The organism is Streptomyces sp. NPDC055025 (assembly GCF_053608565.1).
Genome location: NZ_JBSGVS010000053.1, coordinates 40,490 through 52,728, shown reverse-complemented (window position 1 = coordinate 52,728; position 12,239 = coordinate 40,490). Strand labels below are relative to the sequence as shown.

Annotated in this window: 10 protein-coding genes; 7 read left to right on the top strand and 3 right to left on the bottom strand. The window is 71.1% G+C overall.

Features of this window, described 5'->3' with window-relative positions:
* Positions 1-16: 16 nt before the first annotated feature.
* The 3 genes from ACWGDX_RS28530 to ACWGDX_RS28520 all read left to right on the top strand — a co-directional run bounded on the left by ACWGDX_RS28530 (position 17) and on the right by ACWGDX_RS28520 (position 3,481).
* Positions 17-676, top strand: a complete 660-nt coding sequence (locus ACWGDX_RS28530; RefSeq protein WP_453630077.1) for a histidine phosphatase family protein — start codon at positions 17-19, stop codon at positions 674-676.
* A gap of 31 nt (positions 677-707) precedes the next feature.
* Positions 708-1,622, top strand: coding sequence for an ADP-ribosylglycohydrolase family protein (locus tag ACWGDX_RS28525; RefSeq protein WP_453630075.1), 915 nt, complete (start codon positions 708-710; stop codon positions 1,620-1,622).
* A gap of 185 nt (positions 1,623-1,807) precedes the next feature.
* Positions 1,808-3,481 (top strand): DUF4153 domain-containing protein, encoded by a 1,674-nt coding sequence (locus tag ACWGDX_RS28520; protein WP_453630073.1) that lies wholly within the window; start codon positions 1,808-1,810, stop codon positions 3,479-3,481.
* Positions 3,482-3,705: 224 nt separating this feature from the next.
* On the opposite strand, the gene ACWGDX_RS28515 is transcribed toward ACWGDX_RS28520, so the two are convergent.
* Positions 3,706-5,262, bottom strand: coding sequence for an MFS transporter (locus ACWGDX_RS28515; protein WP_453630071.1), 1,557 nt, complete (start codon positions 5,260-5,262; stop codon positions 3,706-3,708).
* Between the two features lie 136 nt (positions 5,263-5,398).
* On the opposite strand from ACWGDX_RS28515, the gene ACWGDX_RS28510 reads away from it, so the two are divergent.
* The 3 genes from ACWGDX_RS28510 to ACWGDX_RS28500 all read left to right on the top strand — a co-directional run bounded on the left by ACWGDX_RS28510 (position 5,399) and on the right by ACWGDX_RS28500 (position 7,620).
* Positions 5,399-6,025 (top strand): TetR/AcrR family transcriptional regulator, encoded by a 627-nt coding sequence (locus ACWGDX_RS28510; protein ID WP_453630069.1) that lies wholly within the window; start codon positions 5,399-5,401, stop codon positions 6,023-6,025.
* A gap of 93 nt (positions 6,026-6,118) precedes the next feature.
* Complete coding sequence (locus ACWGDX_RS28505) at positions 6,119-6,829, top strand: ribonuclease HII (protein ID WP_453630067.1); 711 nt, start codon at positions 6,119-6,121, stop codon at positions 6,827-6,829.
* Between the two features lie 152 nt (positions 6,830-6,981).
* Positions 6,982-7,620 (top strand): hypothetical protein, encoded by a 639-nt coding sequence (locus tag ACWGDX_RS28500; RefSeq protein WP_453630066.1) that lies wholly within the window; start codon positions 6,982-6,984, stop codon positions 7,618-7,620.
* A gap of 187 nt (positions 7,621-7,807) precedes the next feature.
* Here the strand turns inward: ACWGDX_RS28500 and ACWGDX_RS28495 are convergent, their stop codons facing one another.
* Both ACWGDX_RS28495 and ACWGDX_RS28490 read right to left on the bottom strand, forming a co-directional pair.
* A complete protein-coding gene (locus ACWGDX_RS28495; protein WP_453630064.1) occupies positions 7,808-8,437 on the bottom strand; it encodes a hypothetical protein in 630 nt (209 codons plus the stop codon).
* Between the two features lie 214 nt (positions 8,438-8,651).
* The gene (locus tag ACWGDX_RS28490) at positions 8,652-10,823 is read right to left on the bottom strand and encodes a RecQ family ATP-dependent DNA helicase (RefSeq protein WP_453630063.1); all 2,172 of its coding nucleotides are present in this window, start codon (positions 10,821-10,823) and stop codon (positions 8,652-8,654) included.
* Between the two features lie 110 nt (positions 10,824-10,933).
* Here ACWGDX_RS28490 and ACWGDX_RS28485 point away from each other — a divergent pair, with 110 nt between their 5' ends.
* Positions 10,934-12,223 (top strand): DUF4192 domain-containing protein, encoded by a 1,290-nt coding sequence (locus ACWGDX_RS28485; RefSeq protein ID WP_453630061.1) that lies wholly within the window; start codon positions 10,934-10,936, stop codon positions 12,221-12,223.
* Positions 12,224-12,239 lie beyond the last annotated feature (16 nt).

The window sequence follows — 12,239 nt, the reverse complement described above, 5'->3', positions numbered from 1 at the left end:
GATCTAGGGTCGGGGCATGGCACGACCGCGGCGCATTGTCCTTGTCCGGCACGGAGAGTCCGAGGGCAACGCAGATGACACGGTGTACGAACGCGAGCCCGACCATGCCCTGAGACTCACCGAGAAGGGCAGGCGGCAGGCCGAGGAGACCGGCGTACGGCTGCGCGAGATGTTCGGCCGTGAGCAGGTCAGCGTCTATGTCTCGCCCTACCGCCGTACGCACGAGACCTTCCAGGCCTTCGGTCTCGATCCGGATCTGGTGCGGATACGGGAGGAGCCGCGGCTGCGCGAGCAGGACTGGGGGAACTGGCAGGACCGGGACGACGTACGCCTCCAGAAGAGCTACCGCGACGCCTACGGGCACTTCTTCTACCGGTTCGCGCAGGGTGAGTCGGGCGCCGATGTGTACGACCGGGTCGGCGCCTTCCTGGAGTCCCTGTACCGGAGCTTCGAGGCACCCGACCCACCGGAGAACGTGCTGCTGGTGACCCATGGACTGACCATGCGGCTGTTCTGCATGCGGTGGTTCCACTGGTCGGTCGCGGAGTTCGAGTCGCTGTCGAACCCGTGCAACGCGGAGACGCGCACGCTGCTGCTCGGCGCGGACGGCCGGTACACCCTGGACAGGCCGTTCGAGCGCTGGCGCACCCCGGAACCGTACGGTCCCACCGGTTAGAGTGACGGGCGATGACCGCTTGGACTCCACGATGACCACTCGACCGATACCCGATACGGCGCGCTACGAACGCGCCCTGGCCAGTCTGCGTGGACTGTCCGTGGGAGACGCCCTGGGCTCCCAGTTCTTCGTACCGTCGAACGTTCCCCTGCTGAGGCGACGGGAGCTGCCGCCCGGCAGCTGGCAGTGGACCGATGACACCGAGATGGGCGCGTCGGTCCTGGCCGTGCTGGGCACGCTCGGCCGTATCGACCAGGACACGCTCGCGCGCTCCTTCGCCGAGCGCCATGACTTCGACCGCGGTTACGGTCCGGCCGTGAACCGGCTGCTCCGGCTGGTGCGCGAGGGCGGCGACTGGCGCGAGCTGGCCTCCGGGCTCTTCGACGGCCAGGGCTCGTGGGGCAATGGGGCCGCCATGCGTATCGCGCCTCTCGGCGCCTGGTACGCCGACGACCCGGAACAGGCCGCGCACCAGGCCGAGATCTCCGCGTACCCCACACATCAGCACCGTGAGGCCGTGGCGGGTGCGATGGCGGTGGCCGCCGCGGCCGCTCTCGCCGCGGATCCGGCGGGTCCGCCCACGCCCGAGGCCCTGCTGGACGGTGTGGTGGCGCTCGTACCGCGCAGCGCCGTGGGCGTGGGGCTGCGACGGGCGCGGGACATGCTCGACTACGGGGACGCGGGCACCGTCGCCGCCGTCCTCGGCTGTGGGCGGCGTACCAGCGCGCACGACACCGTGCCGTTCGCCCTCTGGTCGGCGGCCCGTGCCCTCGGTGACTTCGAGCGGGGCTTCTGGACGACGGCTCAGGTGGGCGGCGATGTCGACACGAACTGCGCCATCGTCGGGGGAGTGATCGCGGCCGGGAGCGCCGGAGCGCCGCCGCGGGAGTGGTCCGGGCGTACGGAGGAGCTGCCGGGATGGCTGTCCGCCGCCGTAACCGGGTGACCACTGCCGGCATTTGTTTGTCACGGTCCTGCCACAGGGGCACCTGAGGACCGCGGGACCTCCTTGCCCGCGTGGTTACTCTTTCCGCCACGCCGCCTTGATGATCTTCGACGGAGGCGTGCCGACGAGACACCGGGTCGTACGCGCCACTCCGCCGCGAAGGGGCCCGGTCGGGAGGGGGTCCCGTGACAGACACACCGTCCATACCCGCGCCGGCCAAGGAGCCGGACCCGGGTCGCGAGCCGGACGCGGGCCACGAGCCGAGGACGAAGAGCGAGCGGGGTGCGGGAAGCGGACAGGAGCCGCGGCGCGCGGCGGCTCCCGACTGGCAGCAGTGGCAGCCCCAGCGGCCCGAGCCACCCGTCTGGGTGACCGAGATCAGCCCCGTCACCCCGGCCCCGATCCGCGCCGCCGCACTCTGGTCGGTCCTGGCGACCGCTCTGCTCAGCGCCCTGCTGCTGGGCGACGGGGTGGGGCTGAATCTGTTGATCGTGACGGTCCCGGCGGCCCTCGCCGCCTACCTCACCGCCCGGAACGCCGGTCGCCGTCCGCGCCCCTGGACACTGGTCTGGGCCCTCGGCGGCGTGGCACTGCTCGCCGTCCCCGCCCTCAACGACGCCGGTCTGCCGGTCTTCCTCGCCCTCGTGTCCGCACTGGCGCTCGGTTCGCTCGCGCTGCATGGCGCCCGCACCTGGCCGGGTGTGGTGTTCGGCCCGTTCGGTCTGCTCGGTTCGATCGGCAACGGCGTGGCATGGGGCCTGCGCGGTCTGCGCGAGCGCACCGGAAGATCGCGGAAACAGTTGATGCCCCTGATCCGCGGGGTCGTCGTCGCCGTGGTGCTGCTGTTCGTGTTCGGAGCGCTCTTCGCGGGCGCCGACGCGGCCTTCGCCGATCTGCTCGGTGGTCTGACCCCCGATGTGTCGGCCGCCGACGGGCCGTGGCGCTTCCTGCTGTTCGGCGTCGGACTCCTCGGCGCTCTCGCCGCCGCGAACACCGCGGCGGCGCCCCTGCGCTGGGACCGGATCACCGTACGCCCCGGCCGGGCCCGCGGCAGGATGGAGTGGGCGCTTCCGCTGATCGTTCTCAATCTGCTCTTCGCGGTCTTCATCGCGGTCCAGCTCGCCGTACTGTTCGGCGGCTATCGCAAGGTCTTCGAGAAGACCGGACTCACCCGTTCCGAATACGCGCGCCAGGGCTTCTGGCAACTGCTCTGGGTCACCCTCCTCGTCCTTCTCGTCGTCGGGCTGGCCCGCCGGTGGGCCCCGCGTGACGGTGCCCGCGACAGCGCGCTGGTCCGGGCCGTGCTCGGCGTTCTCTGTGTTCTCACACTCGTCGTGGCCGCCTCCGCGCTGCGCCGGATGGATCTGTACGTCGAGGAGTACGGACTGACACGGCTGCGTGTCTCGGTGGCGGCGATGGAGCTGTGGCTCGCTCTGGTGATCGTCCTGATTCTGGTGGCGGGAGCCGTGGGCGGACGGTGGCTGCCGCGCGCCGTCGCCGCCAGTGGCGCGGCGGCCGTGCTCACCTTCGGGCTGCTCTCGCCGGACGCCCTCGTGGCGGAGAGCAACGTGGACCGGTACGAGCGCCTGCACAAGCTCGACGTCGAGTACTTCCAGGCGCTGTCCGCCGACGCCGTACCGGCGCTGGACCGGCTTCCCGAGCCGCTGCGCTCCTGCGCTCTTGCCGGCATCGCGGAGAATCTGGCCGAGGCGGACGACAAGCCCTGGTACGCGACGAACTGGAGCGAGAAGAGGGCGCGCGAGATTCTGGCGAAGCGGGAGGCCGCCTACTCACCGGACTGCCAGGGGCCGGGTGACTGGATCGAGTACGGCGCTGACCTCGACGTCAACCGGCTGTGACGGTTCGGTACGTCCCGCGCGTACGGCCGATTCGCCGCGTACGGCCCGCACGTACGGCCGGTGCGTAAGGCCTGCGCCTACGGGACGCCCGGCGCTGCTGCCGGACGTCCCGTACGCGTATCCGTATCCGTACCGGCGCTCGGTGTCCGTACGCGCGCTCGTACCAGTACGGGGCCGGTACCGGAGCCGGGAATCGGGGTCCCGGACCGGGCGCGGAGCGGAAGCTAGGCCACCGGACCCGCTGCCTCCGCCCTGCCGCTGAGTGCCTCCAGATCGCTCTTGCGTACCCGGATCACCAGTGCCGCCGTCAGCAGCGCGACCGCCACCATGGCCACCGCCGCGATGAAAGCCGTCGAGATGCCCTGGGTCAGCACCTCGTGTCCCCAGCGTCCCGGCAGTTCGTGGGTCTTGGCCAGTTCCGCCTTCTGCGCGGGGCTCGCCTCCGCCATGAAGGACGGAAGTTGCCTCTCCGCCTCGTTGCGGCTGGCCGTGCCGAAGACGGTGACCAGGATCGAGAGCCCCAGCGAGCCTCCCACCTGCTGGCTCGCGTTGAGCAGTCCGGAGGCCGCGCCCGCCTCGTGCTGCGCGACGCCCGAGACGGCGGTCAGGGTGAGCGTGACGAAGTTCAGGCCCATACCGAAGCCGAAGAGCAGCAGTGGCCCGAGCACGCCACCCAGATATGAGCTGTCCGGGGTGATGAGCGTCTGCCAGAACAGACCGAGACCGGTGATGGCGGAACCGGTCACCATGAACGGCTTGGGACCGAGCACCGGAAGGAACCGCTGGGACAGTCCCGCCCCGACGATGATGGCGACCGTTACGGGCAGGAAAGCCAGACCGGACTGGATCGGGCTGTATCCGAGCACGTTCTGTACGAAAAGGACGATGAAGAAGAACATGCCGAACATCGCGGCGGCAAGGCTCAGCATGATGACGTAGGTGCCCGACCGGTTCCGGTCGGCGAACATCCTGAGCGGCGTGATGGGTTCCTTCGCCCGGGACTCGATCACCGCGAACATGGCGAGCAGCACCACCGAGGCCGCGAACGCGCCCAGCGTCAGCGGGTCCCGCCAGCCCTCCTCGGAGGCCCGGATGAATCCGTACACGAGCGACGCCATACCCAGCGTGGACGTCGCGGCGCCCGCGATGTCGAAGCGTCCCGGATGGCGCTCGGACTCATTGATGTACATCGGAGCGAGGACCGCGATCAGCACACCGATCGGTACATTGACGAAGAGGACCCAGCGCCAGTCGAGCCATTCGGTGAGCATGCCGCCTGTCAGCAGCCCTATCGCGCCACCACCCGCCGAGACGGCGGCGAAGACACCGAACGCCCTGTTCCGCTCGGGCCCTTCGGGGAAGGTGGTGGTGATCAGGGCGAGCGAGGTGGGCGAGGCGATCGCGCCGCCCACTCCCTGGAGCGCACGGGCGGCGAGCAACTGCCAGGGTTCCTGGGCGAAACCGCCCAGAAGGGACGCGAGGGTGAAGAGCAGGATGCCGGTCATGAAGACCCGGCGGCGGCCCAGGATGTCGCCGGCCCGGCCGCCGAGCAGCAGCAGACCGCCGAAGGTCAGGGTGTAGGCGCTCAGGACCCAGGAGAGATCCGTGGTCGAGAAACTCAGGGCGTCCTGGATATGAGGAAGCGCGATATTCACAATGGTCGCGTCGAGTACGACCATGAGCTGACAGGCCGCGATGACGGTGAGGGCGATCCCCGGTCGCCCGCTCCGACGGGCCGCGCCCGGTGGTTCGTTCCGTGTTTCGAGTTGAGAGGTTGTCACTGCTGGATCCCCCACAGGTGAATTAGTGAACGCAGCCGTTCACTGTTGAGTTCACGGTAGTGAGTCCCCTTCAGGGAACGCAAGCGTTCACTGAAGCTGCCGTCCCGGAGTGTCAGCCCCCTATGGAGAGTTACTGATGGTTTCTTCGCGCTCCGCGGCCACCGCTCGGTCGCAGTCGGCGTCGCCCCGGCGCCGTGGGCCCGTGCTGGAGCGGGCGATCCTCGAAGCCGCCCTGGAGCAGTTGAGTACGGTCGGCTGGAACGGGCTGACCATGGAAGGCGTCGCGGCCGGGGCCCGGACCGGCAAGGCGGCGGTGTACCGCCGCTGGCCCTCCAAGGAGGATCTGGTCGCCGACGCGCTCCAGGCGGGGCTGCCGACGCTCGACGAGGCGCCCGACCGGGGGAGTGTGCGCGAGGATCTGTACGAGCTCTGCCGGCTCGTACGGGACTCGATGTTCTCCCGGCCCGGGTTCGCGCTCCGCTCGGTTCTTCACGAATGTGACGCGGCGGGCGCCGAACGCTTCCAGGGGCTGATCATCAAGTGGGTCATCGAGCCGTCCTACCGGCTCTTCGGTGACGTGGTGAAACGGGGGATCCAGCGTGGCGACGTACGCCCCGATGCCACCGGCGCGCTGGTCTGCGATGTGATTCCGGCTCTGATGATGTTCCGTTCCAAGGTGTGCGGGAGCGAATGGACCGATGGTGAGATCGCCGAGATGATCGATCAGGTCATGGTGCCGCTGCTCCAGGCACGCGCCCGCTGAGGCATCCCGCGCGGCAGGCCGGACAAGGCTGTTGAGGACGGCCGGTACCCGGTCTGTCGCACGGCGTTCCGGCGGCGTAACCTTGCAGGTGCCATGCCGTACGAACCACCCACGCACACCGTTGAGCGCTCGCTGCGCGCCACCACCGACGCCAGAGTCATCGCCGGCGTCGACGAAGTCGGACGCGGAGCGTGGGCCGGGCCGGTCACGGTGTGCGCCGCCATCACCGGACTGCGCAGACCGCCGGCCGGTCTCACCGACTCCAAGCTGATCAGCCCCAAGCGCCGTACGGAGCTGGCCGGTGAGCTGGAGAAGTGGGTCACCTCGCACGCACTTGGGCATGCCTCTCCGGAGGAGATCGACGCCCTGGGGATGACCGCGGCACTCAGGCTCGCCGCCGTACGCGCCCTTGAGGCGCTGCCGGTACGGCCCGACGCGGTGATCCTCGACGGCAAGCACGACTATCTCGGAGGGCCCTGGCAGGTGCGTACGGTCATCAAGGGCGACCAGTCCTGTGTCTCGGTGGCGGCGGCCTCGGTCATCGCCAAGGTGCGCAGGGACGCGCTGATGGCCGAACTGGGCGCGGTGTCCGAGGAGTACGTTCCCTTCGCCTTCGGCGCCAACGCCGGGTATCCCTCACCGGTGCACAAGGCGGCGCTGGAGGAACGGGGGCCGACACCGCACCACCGGCTCTCGTGGGCCTATCTCGACTCGCTGCCCCGGTGGCGGCACCTCAAGAAGATCCGGATCCCCGTAGGGGCCGCGGCCATGGAAAGCGGGGGCCAACTCGGCTTCGACTTCTGACACGTCCGACTCCGGCACGTCCGACTTCCGATCCGTCCGACTTCTGGAACATCCGGTGACCTCTTCGCCCACGTGCCCCCGGCCGTGGGCCGGGCCGCGAACGTGCCCACCCGCCGATGCCTCTGGCGTCGGCGTTTGATAGACATCCAGCCATGCCTCTCATCCCCCAGGAGCCTCAGATTCACGAGAGAGCCCAGGGTCCCAGCGCCACCCCGGCCACCGGCCGCACCGCGCCGACCCCTCGTCCTGTACCCGGTCCGCGTCCCGTACCCGGGCCGCGCTCCGCGGCCACACCGCGTCCCGGTCGCCCGGGACCCGGTCCCGCGAGGCCCGCGCCGCCGGCGCAGCGCTCGCAGAGCTCCGCCGGGCAGCCCAAGGCGTCCGGGCCCACCACTCCTTCCGCTCCTCGGCTCCAACTGATCCCGGCTCCGGCGGGCGGGGCGCTCGACGCCGCCGAGGAGGCGGTCGACCTGCTGCTCGACTCGGGTCGGGCGCCGGGCGACATCCTGGTCCTCACCACCGGGGAACAGCACCCGTGGGCCACCCATGAGCTGTCCTTCGGTGAAACTTCCTACTGGGCCCAGCACGACGCCCGCGAAGACGTGTTCTTCGCAGACGCCGCCGCTGTCACCCGCGCGCAGTCACGGCCCGTCGTGGTCGTGGCCGTCAACGGAGGCGACGACGCCGTCGCCACCCGGGTGCTCCCGCTGGCCCGGGAACGGGCCACCGCGCTGCTGGTCGTGTGCGGTGACAGCGAGCGGATCAACGCCGTGCTCGGCGCGGGGGTCTGAACCGTACGACAGCCGTACGGCGTGTGGTGCGCGGGCGTCGGCGCCCGCGCCTGGACGTCCGTACGTCCCGGTCGTGACCCGGCTGCCCGTTCAGGGGGTGGCCGGGCCGCTGTGGTGTGTCCGCGCGTGGAAACCCCTCGGCCGTTCGGCGCGTCGTGCGTCCGCGCCTCCGTGTGTCCGCTTCCGCTCAGCGGGCGGCCGTGCGCCGCAGCGCCTCGACGGCGACGCCGCCTCCGCGCACCGGCGAGGAAGCGGCCTCGATCACCGTCTCCGACAGATCAGCCGGCGGGGACATGGAGTGGGGCCGACGGCCCCCACGGCCCTCGCCCAGCACCTGCCAGCCGCCGCGTGTCAGGGTGATGTACGCGCCGCACCGCAGCCCGTGCAGGGTGCAGGCGTCCCGCAGTCCCCACATCCAGGCTCCGTCCTCCTCCGTCCACCGTTCGTCGCCCTCACGGCAGTAGAGGAGTACGGCGGTGCGTATGGGCGTGCGACGGCGCAGATCGTGCGGGATGACACGGCGTAGATGTGCCAGCAGCGCGTTGCGGAACTCCCAGCCGTCCACCGGCGCCTCCCGTGGGACGAAGGAAGCGCTCGCGGCAAGCCGTTCCTCATGATCGAGGACGGCCACGACCGCGGTCCCCGGAGTCGGCCGGTGTCTGCTGTGCAGACCGCTGACCACCTCACGTGGGTTGCGCAGCAGCGGAATCCCCGCTGCCGCCCATTCGTCGAGTTCGAGCATCCTGGCGAGGCGGTTGGCGGAACCCGTCGGCCCGGTGATCGAAGTGGCTGCGGACGGAGCGAATCCGAAGGTCACGATCCTCCCTTCGCATACGCGCCCACAGTGCGGGCTGGGTCGGACGGGGGCGCACCTCGGCACAGCCCTTGCGGACCGCGAGCGACCGTGCGGGGGTAGCGTCAATTCTCCTTGGCGCGGGGGCGTGCGGCAACGAGCAATTGGCGCCGTTGACCGGAATGGGCAGTTATGGCGGTCATATCCCCGGTCGCAGTCGTACGGCTGCTGCCGTCTGTCATGCCTGAACGGCGAGGACCAGCGGAAACACCCCCTTCGCGCCCGCCTTGCGCAGCAGCCGGGCGGCCACCGCGAGAGTCCAGCCGCTGTCCGAGAGATCGTCGACGAGCAGAACAGGACCGCCCGCCGAGGCGAGCGCGCCGGCCAGCTCGGGGGGTACGGTCAGCGATTCGTGCAGGGCACGCACCCGCTGAGCGCTGTTGGTACGGGAGATATGGGTGTCGACCGCCGCCGGCCCGTACTCGACCGTGCCGAGCAGCGGCATCCGGCCGATCTGCGAGATCCGGTCGCCGAGCGTGCCGACGAGCCGGGGCCGGCTCCGCGAGGCCACGGTGACGATCCCGACGGGCCGGGGCGGCGCGTCGGCCGCGCCGGAGGCCCAGCCGCCCGGTCCCTTGGCCCAGTCGGCGAGCACGCTGACCACCGCGTTCACCACATCGTCGGGCACCGGGCCGTCCGCGGCGTGCGCCGCCAGCATCGGCCGCAGCCTGTTGCCCCAGCCGATGTCGGACAGCCGCCCCAACGCCCGCCCGGCGAAGGACTGTTCGCCCGGGGGGATACGCCCCTTGAGATCGACACCGACCGCGGAGAGTCCGGTCGGCCACATCTTGCGCGGCTCCACCTCCACACCGGGCCTGCCCAGCTCACCGCGTGCGGCGTCGAGGGCGGCGGCGGTCACCTTGTCCTCGAACCGGGCCCCCGCGCAGTTGTCGCACCGACCGCACGGGGCGGCTTCCTCGTCGTCCAGCTGCCGCCGCAGGAACTCCATCCGGCAGCCGTCCGCCGACGCGTAGTCGCGCATCGCCTGCTGTTCGGCCCCGCGCTGGCGCGACACCCAGGCGTACCGCTCGGTGTCGTACACCCACGGGCGGCCCGTGGCGGTCCAGCCACCCTTCACCCGGTGCACCGCTCCGTCCACGTCGAGGACCTTGAGCATCGTCTCCAGGCGTGTACGCCGCAGCTCGACGAGGGGTTCGAGCGCGGGCAGCGACAGCGGCCGCTCGGCCCGGCCCAGGACATCGAGCGTCCGGCGGACCAGTTCCTCGGACGGGAACGCGACGGACGCGAAGTACTGCCAGATCGCTTCGTCCTCCCTGCCGGGCAGCAGCAGCACCTCGGCATGCTCCACCCCACGGCCCGCGCGGCCCACCTGCTGGTAGTAGGCGATGGGCGAGGAGGGGGAGCCGAGGTGCACCACGAATCCGAGGTCGGGCTTGTCGAACCCCATGCCCAGAGCCGAGGTGGCGACCAGTGCCTTCACCCTGTTCGCCAGCAGATCGTCCTCGGCCTGCTGACGGTCGGCGTTCTCCGTGCGTCCGGTGTACGAGGCGACCGTGTGCCCGCACTGCCGCAGATACGCCGTGACCTCCTCGGCCGCCGCGACCGTCAGCGTATAGATGATCCCCGAGCCGGGCAGCTCACCGAGATGATCGGCCAGCCACGCCAGCCGGTGCGCCGCGTCCGGCAGCCGCAGCACATGGAGACTGAGACTCTCCCGGTCCAGCGGCCCGCGCAGCACGAGCGCGTCCGTCCCCGCCGCGGTGCCCAACTGCTCGGCGACATCGGCGGTCACCCGTGAGTTCGCCGTGGCCGTGGTGGCGAGGACCGGAACACCGGACGGCAGCTCCGCGAGCATCGTGCGCAGCCGCCGGTAGTCCGGACGGAAGTCATGGCCCCAGTCGGAGATGCAGTGCGCCTCGTCCACCACCAGCAGTCCCGTCGCCGCGGCGAGCCGGGGCAGGACCTGGTCCCGGAAGTCCGGATTGTTCAGCCGCTCCGGGCTGACCAGCAGCACATCGACCTCGCCCGCGGCCACCTCGTCCTGGATCGTGTCCCATTCCTCCGCGTTCGACGAGTTGATCGTCCGGGCCCGGATCCCGGCGCGGGCGGCGGCCTCCACCTGATTGCGCATCAGCGCGAGCAGCGGCGAGACGATCACGGTCGGGCCCGCGCCGCGCTCCCGCAGCAGTGAGGTCGCCACGAAATACACCGCGGACTTGCCCCACCCCGTCCGCTGGACCACCAGTGCCCTGCGTCTGTCGGCGACGAGCGCCTCGATGGCCCGCCACTGGTCCTCGCGCAGCCGGGCGGTGCCGGTGGTGTCACCGACGAGGCGGGTGAGGACGGAATCGGCCGAGGCCCGGAGAGCCGCGCGGTCTGCGTTGGTCATGCCCCCATGCAACCCGATGGCCCGGACAAAGCGCGAATGCGGCCACCAGCCTGTGGATAACGTTATCCACAGGGGTCGCGGGATTTGGCCCGCCGCGGGACGGTCGACCCATGAACAAGCACCACGAACCGACCGGATCCGCCGACCGCCAGCAGATCACCCTGCGCAGTCCCGCGGAACTCGCCGACGCCCTCCCGTATTTGCTCGGTTTCCACCCCACCGACTCCGTCGTCATGGTCGCTCTGCACGGCGATCAGGGGCGCTTCGGCGGGCGACTCAGGCTCGGCATCCCGCGCTCGCCGCAGGAGTGGCCGTCGGTGGCCGAGCAGCTCGCCGAATGCCTGATCGAGGGAAGCGCGCGGCGCGGCTCCCGGCCCGACGGCATCGCCGTCTTCCTCTGCCAGGATCCGGCGGAGGGCGGGACGGGCCGGCAGGTGATGGAGCGGCTCCGCCCGCTCGCGCAGGGGCTGCGCACCGCGTGCGGGAGCCTCGATGTACCCGTGTACGAAGTGCTCTGTATCTCCGACGGCCGCTTCTGGTCCTACTGCTGCCCCGATGTCCGCTGCTGTCCGCCGGAGGGCACCGGGCTGGCCCTCCCCGGTACGTCGGTGATGGCCGCCGCCGCCACCTACGCCGGTGTCCAGGTCCGTGGATCACTGCGCGAGATGGAGGCGCGACTGTCGCCCTGGCGGACACCCGCCGCGGTGGCACAGGAACGGGCGCTGGACGCGGCGGGCGCGGCCCTCGTACCGAAGATCCTGGTCGGAGGCAGCAGGGAAGAGGTCGGTGCCGAGACGCTGCGGACGGCGCGGGCGCTCATGAAGCGGCTCGGGGAGGCGCCGCGTGGGGGAGAGACCGACATGGACGTCGAGGACGACCGGCTCATCAGCCATGACGAGGCGGCCGCCGTCATCCTCGGGCTCCAGGACCGGGAGACACGGGACCGGGCCGCGGAGTGGATGGAGGGTTCCCAGGCCGGGCCCGCCCTGCGGCTCTGGCGCGCGCTCTCCCGCCGCTGCGTCGGCCCCTACGCGGAACACGCGACCGCACCGCTCACCCTGGCCGGCTGGGTCGCCTGGTCCACCGGTGACGAGCCCGGCGCCAGGGTCGCCCTCGGGCTCGCCCTGCGCCTCGACCCCCGGTACGTCTTCGCGCAACTGCTCCACCAGGCCTGCAACGAAGGACTCGACCCCGAGACGCTGCGCCGCTGTCTCCGTCAGGAGCGTGCCGCGCGCGCTCTGCCCGGCGCACGTGGCGAGGAAGGGCGTTCGGCGTCGCGTCCGGTCCGTCCCCCAGTGCCACGGAAGGCACTGCCGCCCGCGGCACACCCCGGTGGGACGCCGGCGCGGGGCCGCGCTCCCCGGCGCGGTGGCAGGCGCGGCAGCAGGAGCGGGCGATGACGGCCGTGACCAGGTC

Bases quoted from the DNA above. Each gene is read 5' to 3' on its own strand.
- ACWGDX_RS28490 (WP_453630063.1), bottom strand. From the start codon at position 10,823: ATGACCAACGCAGACCGCGCGGCTCTCCGGGCCTCGGCCGATTCCGTC.
- ACWGDX_RS28505 (WP_453630067.1), top strand. From the start codon at position 6,119: ATGCCGTACGAACCACCCACGCACACCGTTGAGCGCTCGCTGCGCGCC.
- ACWGDX_RS28510 (WP_453630069.1), top strand. From the start codon at position 5,399: ATGGTTTCTTCGCGCTCCGCGGCCACCGCTCGGTCGCAGTCGGCGTCG.
- ACWGDX_RS28485 (WP_453630061.1), top strand. From the start codon at position 10,934: ATGAACAAGCACCACGAACCGACCGGATCCGCCGACCGCCAGCAGATC.
- ACWGDX_RS28525 (WP_453630075.1), top strand. From the start codon at position 708: ATGACCACTCGACCGATACCCGATACGGCGCGCTACGAACGCGCCCTG.
- ACWGDX_RS28500 (WP_453630066.1), top strand. From the start codon at position 6,982: ATGCCTCTCATCCCCCAGGAGCCTCAGATTCACGAGAGAGCCCAGGGT.
- ACWGDX_RS28530 (WP_453630077.1), top strand. From the start codon at position 17: ATGGCACGACCGCGGCGCATTGTCCTTGTCCGGCACGGAGAGTCCGAG.